Origin of the sequence: Rhizobium sp. CFBP 13644, assembly GCF_014842165.1 — a bacterium.
GTDB classification, from domain to species: Bacteria; Pseudomonadota; Alphaproteobacteria; order Rhizobiales; family Rhizobiaceae; genus Agrobacterium; species Agrobacterium tumefaciens_C.
Genome location: NZ_JACYVF010000012.1, coordinates 1 through 13,745 on the forward strand (window position 1 = coordinate 1; position 13,745 = coordinate 13,745).

Annotated in this window: 8 protein-coding genes; 6 read left to right on the forward strand and 2 right to left on the reverse strand. The window is 49.5% G+C overall.

Going from position 1 to position 13,745, the window contains the following annotated elements:
* Positions 1–240 precede the first annotated feature (240 nt).
* On the reverse strand, positions 241–573 hold the full coding sequence (locus IFT53_RS21595; RefSeq protein WP_192067897.1) for a hypothetical protein: 333 nt from the start codon (positions 571–573) through the stop codon (positions 241–243).
* Positions 574–1,535: 962 nt separating this feature from the next.
* On the opposite strand from IFT53_RS21595, the gene IFT53_RS21600 reads away from it, so the two are divergent.
* The 3 genes from IFT53_RS21600 (at position 1,536) to IFT53_RS21610 (ending at position 4,875) form a co-directional block, all read left to right on the forward strand.
* Positions 1,536–1,922 (forward strand): hypothetical protein, encoded by a 387-nt coding sequence (locus tag IFT53_RS21600; protein ID WP_192067899.1) that lies wholly within the window; start codon positions 1,536–1,538, stop codon positions 1,920–1,922.
* A gap of 907 nt (positions 1,923–2,829) precedes the next feature.
* Positions 2,830–3,360 (forward strand): hypothetical protein, encoded by a 531-nt coding sequence (locus IFT53_RS21605; RefSeq protein ID WP_192096962.1) that lies wholly within the window; start codon positions 2,830–2,832, stop codon positions 3,358–3,360.
* 810 nt (positions 3,361–4,170) lie between these two features.
* Complete coding sequence (locus IFT53_RS21610; RefSeq protein WP_192067903.1) at positions 4,171–4,875, forward strand: hypothetical protein; 705 nt, start codon at positions 4,171–4,173, stop codon at positions 4,873–4,875.
* Between the two features lie 1,075 nt (positions 4,876–5,950).
* Here the strand turns inward: IFT53_RS21610 and IFT53_RS24105 are convergent.
* On the reverse strand, positions 5,951–7,021 hold the full coding sequence (locus IFT53_RS24105) for an NAD/NADP octopine/nopaline dehydrogenase family protein (protein WP_192067905.1): 1,071 nt from the start codon (positions 7,019–7,021) through the stop codon (positions 5,951–5,953).
* A gap of 913 nt (positions 7,022–7,934) precedes the next feature.
* Here IFT53_RS24105 and IFT53_RS21620 point away from each other — a divergent pair.
* The 3 genes from IFT53_RS21620 to IFT53_RS21630 all read left to right on the forward strand — a co-directional run bounded on the left by IFT53_RS21620 (position 7,935) and on the right by IFT53_RS21630 (position 12,732).
* Complete coding sequence (locus tag IFT53_RS21620) at positions 7,935–9,941, forward strand: hypothetical protein (protein ID WP_192067906.1); 2,007 nt, start codon at positions 7,935–7,937, stop codon at positions 9,939–9,941.
* Between the two features lie 1,011 nt (positions 9,942–10,952).
* Positions 10,953–12,296: an MmgE/PrpD family protein gene (locus IFT53_RS21625; RefSeq protein ID WP_192067908.1), complete on the forward strand. Its 1,344-nt coding sequence runs from the start codon at positions 10,953–10,955 to the stop codon at positions 12,294–12,296.
* Between the two features lie 280 nt (positions 12,297–12,576).
* A complete protein-coding gene (locus IFT53_RS21630) occupies positions 12,577–12,732 on the forward strand; it encodes a hypothetical protein (protein WP_192067910.1) in 156 nt (51 codons plus the stop codon).
* The last annotated feature ends 1,013 nt before the right edge of the window (positions 12,733–13,745 follow it).

Below are 13,745 nucleotides of genomic sequence, written 5' to 3' on the forward strand. Positions count from 1 at the left end.
GGAACACCGGTTACCCATCACCCGCACTTGGCCTACCCTCTGCAATCCCGGCCAGCGCCGGGCAGGCCAAGCGCTGATCGCATACAGGGGGTCAAAATTGGACGCCGATACGGGGTCAATATTCAACGCCGATTGACAGCTAAGCCACTAGTCTGACCTGGCGCCTCGGCAGATATGTATGTGAAACTGCGCATCCCGGATAAAACTGCCAACATTCGAAAATGCTATTCTAAGCGATGATTACAACGCGTCAGCTGCGCTGCACAGCCACTCAATCACCCTCTCGACATTTCTGACATTGCTATCCCTCACATCCATCACATGTCCCTGCTCAACCGAAACATTGAAGTCTTCCGGGTCAAGACCAAATGCCTTCGAAACGACGACAAGATGATATCTCTTCTTCCACTCTCGCAAACTCTTAACAGCATTGAACGCTTCCAGGTATCGCTCTGCCGTATCAGTGCTAGAAAGCCTCAACAGCTCTGAACCTCCATCACGACCAAAGGTCTCCAAATTATCTGCAATAACATGCAGAAAGAGGTTCGCTCCCTGTCCAAGGAGATGGGACATGGTCTCAGTCGTGTAGCAAGCGACGGAGACATTCGCGTCATTTTGAAGTCGCTCTAGGTCCACCTTCTTTCGGCTGCTCTGCAGCAAATTGAAAGGTAAAATGCTTATGACCAACTATCACACATCAGATCGTGAAAAATTGTCGTCCCAGACAACTTACATTTCCCTGCGACAACGCAGCAAGCACACGCCGGCAGACAGCCTCATCGAAGATTTTTTTGCCGTCCATGATCGTAGAATTGGTGACCGTTTCTTCTGGTATAGGTCGGTGACAGTAGTGTGAAGGTCAGATGTGATCTGAGCTTCCAAAGGCGATTGCGCATGTGGTTTTATATTGCACTGTGCCCTGCCTCATGCCGCATCGAGAGCGCATGCGTGATCCAGAAAACTGCGCCAATACGAGCTGATACGAGGTCCCTTAACCGATCGTATGATTTCCTATTAGAACTTGGCAGATGAAAGGCTGTGTTCAGCCAAATACCTGTTTTTATTTTTCTTTTCGTCATAATGTGCTCACTGTTTGGAACACTGAGCGAGATGATCAAAGCGCCAAGAAATTTAGCGCCTTCGCCGTATCTGCAACCTATCAATATGCCGCAGGCAGCAGCTGAAAACTAGGCAGCAGCGCCGGAATCAGAATGATAGGCACGCTCAAAATCGCGCATCGAACCAGTCCCATTTCCACAATCCATATGGCGGCCACATTACTGAGACCGATATGCGCTTAGAGCAGAAATAAAGACCAGGATACAATCCGCAAGCCCGCACCCGCAAATCTTCGCATCACCTGTATCCGTCCTCTCTCTCACCGTCAGAATGGCTCGCAACACCGAAGAACTCGTACAAGACTTTATAATGCGGGAGTTTTTAAATGAGGTTCAACTCAGACAGATAGTCAGCGATCCGACGAAGGTACGTGATTACGACAATTCCTCAGATGTCCGCTGACAATACAGGTCCTTTTGGTCATCGAGGACGAACTGTTTGACAAAGACAAGGGAAGCCATGAAGCAGTCAAAGCTTGCGCCATCGAATACCCTTCCCACATTGTGATCTTCAGCGATAAGGACCGAAAATTCGTTGGATTCCCGAATGTCATCGCGGATCACGGAGCGACACAACGCTACGCCGGCGTTAATCAAACGAATATTCCTCGCAGAACAGCAAAGGCACACTACATCAAAGAACACTACCCATCAGATGCGATCGTGGTGTTTCTCCACCAGTCCGAGATCGAATTTCCGCGTACTACGTTTGACTGTTGGATGCAGGGATATGACAGCTTGGAGTACTTTTTTAACTGGCTGGTCGAGCTCAAAATTTCGAGCGAGGGGAGCTCGAGCGGATAAATAGTTTTAGCTATTTTAGAAGTCTGTTCGCGTGCAATCCTTACCCATACATCCACTGGGTCTAGTTCCCTTCTCTCGTGACATGTTGGGCGGCCATTAGCCAAGCTGGCGATGAATGAACGTGAACGGAAGCGTCGTCCGCTTGGCATTAGTCTATTGGTTTGGCACCGCTAGTGCTGTCGTATTGTTTCGGAACGCAAGTCACAGTTTTCAGCTCTGCTTGGCTTTCCTTCCTGTCCGTTACCATGATAACGGCACGCCACCATAACGGAAGCGTCGACTGCTTCGGGTCAGACTATTGGCTTGGCACTTGCTAGTGTCGTCGTGACATTTCCGCCAGGCACGCCACAGTTTTCAGCTCCGCTTAGCTTTCCTCCCTGTCCGTTACTATGCAACCATAACGGAAGCGTCAACTGCTTCGCGTCAGACTATTGGCTTGGCACCTGCTAGTGTCGTTGTGACTTTTCCGCCAAGGACGCCGCAGTTTCCAGCTCCGCTTGGCTAACGGCTAATCTCTTTCAGTCGGAACGACTTTAGCCCGACATAGTCTATATAAGCAGCTCTGCGTTCGGTGGGAAAACCCCTTATCATCAAACTCAACTCAGTGAATCAAGGGCTCATACTCGATCATGGCCTACCGGAGCACCACACCATACCCGCGTGTCCACCACACTGTGGACGAATGGGATTACGAAAACACCAGCGAGACAGACGACCACAGCTTTGTTATGGACTTGAAATTGCTTTCAGAATCGAAGAACCTCAAAGAACTTATTAGGTCGAAAGAAGTGAGTACCATTCTAGAGCCACAGAATCTCGTACCCTAACACTGCACTAGATCTATCTTCATGCTTCTGGATCCGCATTCTGGCCTGCTCACACACCGTTCCCTGCAAAGGAAATGAAGGTGCTACTTCAATCACTCCATCCATGCGCCTACTTCCAACAAACAACTTTCATCGGCCAAGTCTGCGCAGCATTTTTCAAGGTCGTTGTGAGCCAAAGTGGCTATGGATTCGAGTACTGCAAGGATGAGACGTACGCAAACGATGTACCCGCCCGTCCAGACGGCTACCGAGGCTATGTCGAGGCATACAGAGACTACGAGATCCGAGCGCAGGACTATCAGAGAAAGGTCCACATCGCCGTCATCACTCACCCTGAGTACAGATCACTCATGAAGATAGCTGACATCTCAATTGTCTTGTGCACCCTCCCGCCTGACGACGACAAGTACAAGCAAATCCACTTACCCCATGACGTTCCTGCGTGGGCGGTGTTTTATAAGGTTCACGAAATGGTGGCTGAGGCACGGGCAGAAGTAAAAGCAGAAGCAGGAGACGCACTGGAGAACTTGAAGAAGGGTCTTAAGGAATTCCTACCTTTCATGCAGCTAAAGGGAAAGGACGAGGACGTGAAAGAGAAGATTGAGCAGTAGATACTTTGAGTGCTGTCGGAACCAATTTTCATTTTTGTTTGAGATGCGTCCATAGGTGAATGTTGACGGAAGATTTGAGAGAAAACCTTTTAGTGCCCTATACGACTATCTTTAATTTCCCACATAACCAAAAATACATCTGTATACATGACTTCAAGTAAGTGCCCAAGCACAGTGCCAAGAATGCCAATGAGCTAATGCACGCCAAGGACTTATGCCAAGTTTGACACGTCAGCTAGGGCAGATATTCCCTCCGAAAGCTGAGACATGACGCACTTGGTGACGCGTGGTGGGTTTCTATCTCCGTGGTGTGACGCCCTCACATGAAATGTGTGACGCATCTGGCTTGGCAGCTGACCGAGTTTTATTGATCTCTGCATGCAGTCATCTGCTCTGCTCGTTACTGCCTAATCTCAGTTTCACGGCTTGCGCCTAGTAGGGTGCCGATAGGTCAAACCAGTGGGCAAAGCCGCTATGTGGCTTGGACCCTTCGTTTTTTGGATGGCGTTTGAAGATCGTGAGCGCATTATGACGAAAAGGCTGCGAAAACAGGTTTGTGCTGAACACAGCCCCTCAGCTCGCAAAATTCCTGCACATGGAATGTGTAACGCATCTGGCTTGGCAGTTGACCAGTTTTATTGGTTTGCGCATGGATGTGACGTATTTAAGTGTGTGTCGCTGCTGCCTAAAAAGTGGATGTTTACCCACCTTCCCATTGCCATTTAAAACTGCACCTCCTGCGACCTCTCCTTGATAAACTTCGGTGACTTCCTCCCGTGAGCACTTTGACTAAATTATCACGATCAGACAATGGCTCGGACAAAGCAAACGGTACGATATGTCTCTCTCAGTGTGTATGCATATTCTAATCAGTCAAAGCGTGTTTACCACGTTAAGAATCTTACCGCGGTCCTCCGCAAGCGCTCTGGAAATACGGTTCTGGAAGCGCTGAAAACGATCCGCCGTCACCGCCGCCACCCGCTTGTCCTTCACTTGAGCTCAGAAGAGCCACAGCCATCGAAAGCATGGCTCAAGCAGTTCAACTGCGTCGTCGACGAAAGTGACCTCGATGCCGCCCGCTCAACGTTTCGCGCTTTCGTTCACGATCATCAGCAATCTGCTGTCTGGTGTGAGGAGGCTGAGGACGACTGCAAGCTCGTATTCGATACGCTTCGGGGCTCGCAGCAATTCACGGAGCTGTTTTTCGAGGCGCGAGAAGTGGCAGCACACCTTATAGGCGAAAAAACTGGACTCATTCTGGAGGAGAAGGCTGATTATCCGCAACAACGCACCCTCTGCGTCAGAATGAAGAGTTGGCGTGAGCTACACGCTAGCAAGCGATGGAAGGGGTACTCCAGCATCTGGGTTCGGGGAGATCACTGCAAGGACAGTGGCCCTGGATATGGCTCGCTCTGCCTTGCTGACCAATCGATGGAGAATCTGGCACAGTTAGCGAAAAAAATTGAGGAAGGTAGACCGTGGATGGCTCGGCGAACGCGCCCAACGAAGAATTGAAATTTTGGTATTTGGTATTTCCGCAATGAACAAAGTTCTCAATCCATCACAGTTAAAAATGCATCGTTGACATTATTATTTCATATGGTTTCAGGGTGATTTAAGTGCATTTTTACCTAGATGTTTTATGTAGCGTACGTGACAATATTTTAGGGCTCGGATATATTCTAGCTAAATAAAAATGCATTTTGTCACGGCCCCTGGCTTGCCTCCAACGAAATTTCGAGTTCCACTAGACAGTTAAACAAATGCAGCAAAATATCGTTGCCCTGCATCCAACAGTCGAGCGTAGCATTCGGAAATTCTGTCTTCGACTGGTGGAGGACATCATGATTGCAACAAATAAGGGTTTTCCTTGATGTAATGGGCCTTTGCAGTACTACGGGGTATGTTTTTTTGATCCACCCTATTATGCCGTCGCGTTGATCCATGTTCTGCTATGATCCTTGGAAACCTTTCGAATTGTTGATTTTGATCGCTGATGATCACGATGTGAGAGGCAACTTCCGATTGGCCATCATTGCTATGCGCCAGGGTGATACGTGGCCTACAAATGGATTGTGAGACATATGTGGCTCGGCAAAGGCAGGCTTAGTTCGAGTGTTTACGTAGTCATTTATTCTAAGCGCTGCTGCCTAGTTGCAGACTCACGTAGCCTGCGCCTTCCATGGCACGTCGAACAGGTAATCTTAGGAGGCATATATAGGACAAATTTAAAGTATTCTATCTTGTGATAAAATTATTACTTATGTTGCCGACCCAGCTTTCATTCTGATTTCATTTATGTTGGTTTGACCTGCCGATATAATCACGAGTAGTTCTCGGAATTGAATGTTTATCGACTAACTTATTAGAATAATAGTAAGTAATGTATGCATTTGTGAGTTTCAAATACCGTGAAATGACAATTGGATCTTCAAGATCGCGGTGTTAATAATCAATTCACTATGTAGCATTTTTTATAGCGGTAAAGACAGTGATATATATTTTCTATTTATGATTTCAACGAAAAGAACGTGAACATTAGACGGAACGGAAGGCCAGGTTTTTCGTAACTGCAGTAGCTCTGACAAACTCAGGCGACGATGCCCAGAATCTCATCAACCGAGCAGCCCTGGATGCCCAAGGCGGTGAGGTTGCGTCCATCGTGTATGTAGTTGGCATTGTTGCCAGTCGATGCGAGGAGAATGAGCGCATCGATGTTTGGGGTTGCGATGTTGGCTTTCTTTCCGAACTCTGCCCAAGGAACTAGGAGGAAGGGAATGTCTTCGATGATGTAGCGATGCTTCATGTGGGTTGGGGCGCCTTTGGTCTGGTTATGGGGAACAGTGTCGTGGGCAAAAGTCGAATACTTCTCGGCGTTCATGTCGTACCAAAGGTTCAAGACCTCGATGACAGAGGGTACGGCGATGCCGTATGCTCGTGCAACCGCGCGGCGTTCTTCGTCGACGGCTTCGGTAATTTCTCCAACAAAAGGGGTCATGCCTTCACGGTAAAAGTGGAAGTCGCCTTGGGTTGATTCGATGCGCCCTGCATTGAGGATCGCAGCAGGGGGATGTCCGACACCATTGGTGCACATGAAGCCAATCTCGAGTACATTCTTGCGCCAATCAAGGGGCTGAGGGAAGACGGCTGCGGCGGCAGTTTTCTGGTCATCACGAATAGCGGGGGGAAAAGCGGCGATTTGAATGACGCGCTTGGTGCTCTTGACGAAGACTTTGTCGTCGACCAGGCGGCATCCATACGGAGAGGTAGCTGTCTCGAGGATCATCCCAGCTTGCAGCCCGTCCTTCCTCGCTGCGAGCGAGAAAAAGGTGCCTGGGACAGTGATGAGCATATGCTTGCTCAGGTCGTATGGCTTGAGAGCGCTGATGATCTCATCGTGGCCGCTGGCCGGGACTGTAACAAGGAGGATTGCCGCAGAGTTAACGCAGTCGGCTATGCTGGCAGTCGTTTCGGGTTCGAAAGTTCCCTGCACAACGGACTCCTTGATGTTTTCCAGACGACCGCTGGCTTGGATCTTGTTGAACATGGACCGATGATCCTCGTGCGCCCACATGATCACCTCGTGCCCGCGGGCCATGAGATCAACAGCAAACGAACAACCAAGGTTGCCAGTGCCGAGAATTGCGACGCGGATAGACACTAATCGCGGGTTAGTAAATCGTTAATGTGTTTAGAAAGTCTGCTTACTTTTGAAGGCTTGCGTGTTTGGTGAAAGGTATTGAAAATGTAGTATCGATGGTATCAAGGTTTGCGATGAAGTGTGTTTGGTTGACAAAGTATGGGCTGTTCAGGCCATCTATTTAAGCTCTACGGCTTTGGTTCATTTGAGGAGTTGACAATGCGTTGAGACAACGTGTCATTTCTTGAACAGCCAGTGTTCGCTGCGGCTTTTTTTTAATTGGTCCACGTAATCGAATGGGCTGCTGCCTAACCTTGGCACGGAGGCAATACGACGCCAAGCTGCGGCTGACTTGAGGGGTTGACAATGCGTTGAGATAGCGTGTCATTTCTTGAACACCCACTATTCACTGCGGCTTTTTTTTAATTGGTCCACGTGATCGAATGGCTGCTGCCTAACCTTGGCACGGAGGCAATACGACGCCAAGCTGCGGCTGACTTGAGGGGTTGACAATGCGTTGAGACAACGTGTCACTTCTTGAACAGCCAGTGTTCACTGCGGCTTTTTTTTATTGGTCCACGTAATCGAATATGTTGCTGCCTAACCTTGGCACGGAAGGAATACGACGCCAAGCTGCGGCTGAGGTGATGCGTGACGCATTCACCCACTCCCTCGCAAGATCGAGATTAGCGCACGCTACCAATGGATCAACGAAAACCATTGTGTGGAGCAGTTTCGTAAAATTTAGGAATAACGGAGCAATTTTGGTCCGATGGGTAAGTTCCATCATCAAGCTTGAGCTACAAATAGTTTGTTAATTCATTCACATTCTTTCCTCATTATTTGCTCCATTCAATCCATTCACAAACAGCCCATATCCCTAATTCCAATCAATCTCGTTCGTGCTCTCAACGTACGCTCTTCATCAATCATCATGTCTTCGGTCGATGCCAACGCCGTCAAGCCTTTCGAGGTTCTTCAAAACATCCTCAATAAAGCTGCTCAGCTCGTCATCAACGCAGCGACTGATACCACCCACATTGACGATGCGAACCCATTCCAAACCAAAGCGTTCTGCGACCTGCTTAAGCCGAAGGCTGATACGAAATTCAACCCGAAGCTGAGAGCGATCATGAGCACTTATTTCGGAGACCTCAAACCTGAGGATGAAACCACTGTTGCTGCCCTGATCGCCTATTTTGACGGTGACAACGAAGAATATCTCAACGAACAAGCGCGCATTCAATATCGCGCTCTCGACGCTCTGCACCGAAAGCTTCAAACCATCGTTGACAAGATCCCACAAGGCTCGCCCCAACACGCTAATGTGCAGCAATTCATTGCCAGCCACATTGATGCAGTCGAAGCTGACCTTGCCTCCATTGAAGAAGGTCCGTCATTCGCTCTGAAGGCCGGCTCGACAAGCCTTGGTGTCATCATAATTGCTTGGCTCCAATTCATCGCTGTCAACAAGCGGGACACCTCGTTTCAACCTCTCCGCATTCCAAGCAACAACCGCACGATCAGCGTTTTTTTGGGCATGATCTACAGCCGGACGGCCAATTGGAAGACGCTTGCCGACATGTTTGTGCAGCGAGTGATTGTCCCCGCCCCGACCCAAGTCCTCTACACGGTAGCCATCTTCGAGGAAGCCTTTTACGGAACTTCGACGTATAAGGGGATAAATTTGGGGAGTTCGATTGCTCTCGTTCTTGGTGTAATGGGACTCCAAGAGTTCCAGGAACACGGCGAGAAACAAAAGCGAGAGAAAATCGCAGGTCTTCTTCGTGAAGCCGGAAATGACCCTGAGGCCGGCAACCTTCACCGGATCGCCCAAGAGCTGGATATCGAGATTAGTGACCTCAAGAAGCTAGTCGAAATGCTGACTTTGTTGAAGGCGGAATTCAAGGTCGATCACGCTACTGGTTCGCTCTTTGCACGACTGATGGGCGAGTTCAGTCAGCTCATTGCGGGCCTAACAACCGTCGCTGGAGACGATTCTTCCGCGGATGACAAGGACGACCCTGATCGAATGGAGAAGATTGGCGTCACTACGTTGGGCGGGATCATAGCAGTCATTGTTACATCCTCAACTGGTGACAACGATGCTGCCCTGGGGATCAATGTCACGTGGGCAATCTACTTCCTCTACCGTTTGATTAAGTCAACTTGCAATAGGAAGCACGACACTGCCCAGACGATGCATATCCTCTCGCAAGCTGGTATCAACGTGATCTTCAATATTTTTTTTCACTCGATCCCATTGTTTGCTGGGGGCTCTGGTGTCTTCGACAATCAACGACTGCAAACGGCGATGACCGTCATCCTTTCTGTGCTCGCCGGGACGATAGCCCACAAGACGGGTCCATTCCTGGTGCCATACATCATGCCAGTCATTCGCAGCGTTTTTGCAATGATCCACATGCTGAAAGCCAAGCTTCCGTCCGTTCGATCTCACGCACGCGACAAGGCTGACACCAAGTCATCGAAAGTGCAAAAAACGGATGCGTTCATCTTGCTCATGACAGCTCATCGCCATCAGGACGAAGTCACCGAAGCGGGCGACCGTGATTTTCAGGAGCCAGAGTGGGACAGCCTGTATGATGTGTTCTTGCAAGGGCTCGATCTACTGGAGGAAGTGGACCGAAGCCACTTAAGTAGCGGAAACCTTGGGGCAATCCCTCAGTGCGCTAAAGCCGACGCCTTTCTAGCGTTGTCTGGAATGGATCGGTCAAAGCTGACATCATACGATCCTAATGTCCGAGCCAACATGGCGGATATGTTTTCTGCCATGGACATTTCAGAGGATGTAAGCAAGCTCGGGACCCCCGCATCCTTGGATCGTTACAAGGCTTTCGATCTATGGATCTCGCGTCTGGTTGCTTCTGACGGGTTCCGTGGTTTCCTTAGGCAGACGGCAATGGTTGGATCTTCGATGTAATGGGAAGTCGTAGGTATTTTGAGATAGTATCTTGTTTTCAAATCTAACATTGGTTCCAATAATAATTTTTTCATGACCCAAAATTGAAAATGTATTGACGATTAATAATCGCTTTTTATCACTGAGCAGGAAAATAAGGGTGACCGCTAAGTACCTGAAAATAAAAGTTCTTTACAATTCAACTGAATGTTACGTTGAGGGTTGGCGTCCTGGCAATGATCCTTAAATACGTCATGCATACATCGACCATGGCACACACTTAATGCATCGGTTTCTGTTTGAACTAATGAGAGGGAACAAGCGATCACTGCAATTTCGGCGATCCCGACGCGTGGTGGAGAAATCCGCACTATTGATATCATCATCATCGACCCACCCGATCCTGCAAATCATAAAACTGGTGGTGCCCTTACGAGCGAAGTAACGCAGTCTTTCTGGGCGCCGTCATTCTTGGTGGAAGATCTCGTTTTAAACCTGCAAATGAAGCCTGCTCACCGTTCTTTACATTTGGAACCATGAGAATCGCCACGTAAACTTGTCTCAGCTCAGCTTAAACATCCACTCTCATCGAAGAGAAATCCCGCAAACTTGCTCAGTTGCAGCTCTCGCCGAGCCACTAACAACGCTACTCATTTCCGATGATACGAAGAGGGGAGCCAACGTATCACTAGCTTGACGCCTTCATTGCTTGGAAGGCAAATCGGCGAAACGCATCTGGTACAATGACGACGCGCCGAGCATTGTTGTCTCAGACTACCTCGGGCATCCAATCGTATCACATAGAAATCCCGCAAACTTGCTCAGCTGCAGCGCGAATAATTGCGCCCTAACCGGTTGCTCCTAGCGGAATTCTTCAAGACTTTCTCTGTTCTGATTGAGTGCCACTGATAAAGGTGGTCTCGCTTATGTATATAAACCACACACCTCGCCGCTCATGAAGCTCGTTTTTCAATCATCATATTTTCTGAAAAACTCTTCCTATTCAACATTTCATACCAGCACTATCACACCATGTCTGAAACGTTTTTCCCCCACGTCACGGAGCTCGCTAGCTATGTTGTCACTGCGGGCAAAAGTGCTCCTTTAAAGTCTGCTAGGGACGCCGCTCTGCAATGCGTATTCGATCTCATCATAGCAGCCGCAGTCGGTACTAAGGACGTTGGCCCGACCGCAATTCGCACCGTTTCGTCAACAATCTTCGGACCTGGAGAAGTTGCTATCTGGTTTACCGGCCAAACAAGCTCCGTTATCGGCGCTGCGTGGGCGAACGCTTCTTCTTCCGCGGCCCTTGATCTTGATGACGGCAATCGTTTTGCTCGCGGCCATCCAGGCGCTGCAATTATCCCGGTCGCGTTTGCAGTCGGTCTTGAAGTCGAGGCGACTTTCGAACAGATCCTCAACTCCATTGTGGTCGGCTACGAAGTCGGCGTTGCTGTAGGAAGTGCTAGAACGACTTACGGTAGCTCTGGAACCTGGACCGCCTATGGCGTTGTTGCGACCGCGGCCGTCCTTCGAAGCACACCGTTGGAACAGATTGAACACGCGTTTGCCATCGCTGGGGAAAGCGCTCCAATTCAAGCCTTTGCAGGTGGGCCTTCTCCAAGGGTTCCCGCCCCAGAGGGAGCTGCTGTCAAAGAAGGAATTCCCTGGTCCGTAGTTACGGGGTTGACCGCTCTCTACATGGCTGAAGCAGGTCACACTGGCCCACGCAACATACTCGAGAGCGCACGGCACTACACCTTTCCAAAGAAACTCGCGCTTGGCGAGGCTCTGCATATCTGCCAGACCTATTTCAAGCCGTATGCCTGCTGTCGCCACATCCACGCACCTCTCGAAGCGTTGCGCCAGCTCTTAATGCAACACAACATCAAGGCGACTGAAATCGACTCGATCGAAGTCAGAATTCATGGTGATGGAATGCGCATCTCCAACCGACCGCGTCCTGGAAATCTCATCGATGTGCAGTACAGCATTCCGTACTGTCTTGCCGCCGCGGCTCTACACGGATTCGAAGTTCTCACGCCTGTCACCTTCCATACGATTAAGTTGGAAGGTGCTAAGGAACTTGCCGCTAGAGTCTCTCTCTTCCTCGACGAACAACTACACAACCTTTACCCCAAGAAGATACTGGCTCAGGTCACCGTCGTCTGTGGGGATAAACGGTATGAATCCAAGCCGACTGCCCCGAAAGGTGAGCCGTTGATGAAGTGGGATGAACTTGAACAGAAGTTTCGTTCTGCAACGAGGTTTGTTGGCGATGAGGAGTGGCAGGACACTTTGATCGCTGCAATTCACGACACCCGTCGAGGCAGCTTTCGTCAACTGCAGAACTGCCTGGCGGCTACCAATTTGTGAGTTTCGAGTTTGATAAATCAATTAGGTTGATCAAGCGAAGGGAGGCGCGTGCGGCGAGAGTATCACACTCTTTTGAGGAAATACTCATGGCCGTTGTTCCGCCTCATGGCGAATTCCGGTCATTTCCCTATTAGGCTAGCTCAATCAATCTTCGCAAAATTGCGAAATTGCAATTCTTACCTTACTGTTAAAATCGTCGTGCGTTATTCAGTTACCCAGTCCAAAAATGCGAGCATCATTGAATAACCTCAGAACGTCAGTGATATACAAGCTTGCCCAGATGGTTAATCTCGTTGCAAGCCATGGTAAGCGTATCATCACCTTTGCCAATGGTCGCCGCAGCATTATTAAGCTGCTCAAGGCGATGCAGCCCGACTTCATCATATGCGAGCAGACGGGTGGCTCCGAGCTCATGCTCCTGAAAGCATGCCTCTAGGCAAGCATCGCCTACCAACGTGCCGATGTGATGAAACTCAAAGCCTCCATCCGTTCACTCGGATCCTTGAGCAAAAGCGAGGCCATCGACGCGGCAAATATGGCCGCTTATGGCTATGGGCGCTGGGCAAGACTGACGTTATGGCATGCACCAGCCCAAGTTGAATTTTCGCCGCTTGCGCGGCGCCGGCCGATCTTGTGGCACTCAAAGTCGCAGAGCAGAACAGGGCACCTGCGTTCGAAGCGCAAAAATTGTGACGATTAACGCGATGAAAGCAGACAAAACGACACAAGCGAGATCATGTCGTTGTTCTAAAAATCGAGCTAATAGTAAACAATTGGAGTGATTCTGCCCAAAAGAACGGCGACGCCAAACGAGCCTTCGCACCATAATGATCCTAAAAAAAATCAGAGCTAAAAACGAGCTTCGGCGCCTGCGAATCAAATGTTTACATCACTATATATCCTGCCACCCTAATCAAAGTTTCGACCAGATGACTCAAGCTCCGAGAATACCGCTACACTCAGCGGCACCAACGCTGATCCCGACCCTGAAGCCACCGGGATCGACTTCGTCGGAAACAATCTGCGCGGATAGGACACCCAATACGCGATAACCAACAGTTTTGGTTTTGGCGGGGTCAATGCAGCGAAATTTTTAAGCGGTAACCCAGTAGAGGTGTAAGTCGCTGAACTCCATCGGCTGATGAACATCTTCGCTTGCCGCAAGCAAGCCGACTTCATCGCCTTGAAAGGATTCGAACCGCTGTCTGCGGAGCCGAGTTCATAAGCTGTTGATTCACTTGAAAATTGTAAGCCTTCAAGAGCCAATGAGACGTCTTAGCAACTTTTCGATTTTGCTCGGCTAGATTGGGTTTCGGCGTGGTCTTTAACCCCGGCGCCGAAGGCTGACCCCAGTCAACCAGAAGACATGGCAATTTGATCAGCGCGTTAACTAGGTTCGACCGGGGTCATCCTTCCACCCAGAAAGGGGTCAAACTTCAACGCTCAACC

Excerpts from the sequence above, each read along its gene's own strand:
- IFT53_RS21595 (WP_192067897.1), bottom strand. The coding sequence starts at position 573 with ATGTCCCATCTCCTTGGACAGGGAGCGAACCTCTTTCTGCATGTTATT.
- IFT53_RS21610 (WP_192067903.1), top strand. The coding sequence starts at position 4,171 with ATGGCTCGGACAAAGCAAACGGTACGATATGTCTCTCTCAGTGTGTAT.
- IFT53_RS21620 (WP_192067906.1), top strand. The coding sequence starts at position 7,935 with ATGTCTTCGGTCGATGCCAACGCCGTCAAGCCTTTCGAGGTTCTTCAA.
- IFT53_RS21625 (WP_192067908.1), top strand. The coding sequence starts at position 10,953 with ATGTCTGAAACGTTTTTCCCCCACGTCACGGAGCTCGCTAGCTATGTT.
- IFT53_RS21630 (WP_192067910.1), top strand. The coding sequence starts at position 12,577 with ATGGTTAATCTCGTTGCAAGCCATGGTAAGCGTATCATCACCTTTGCC.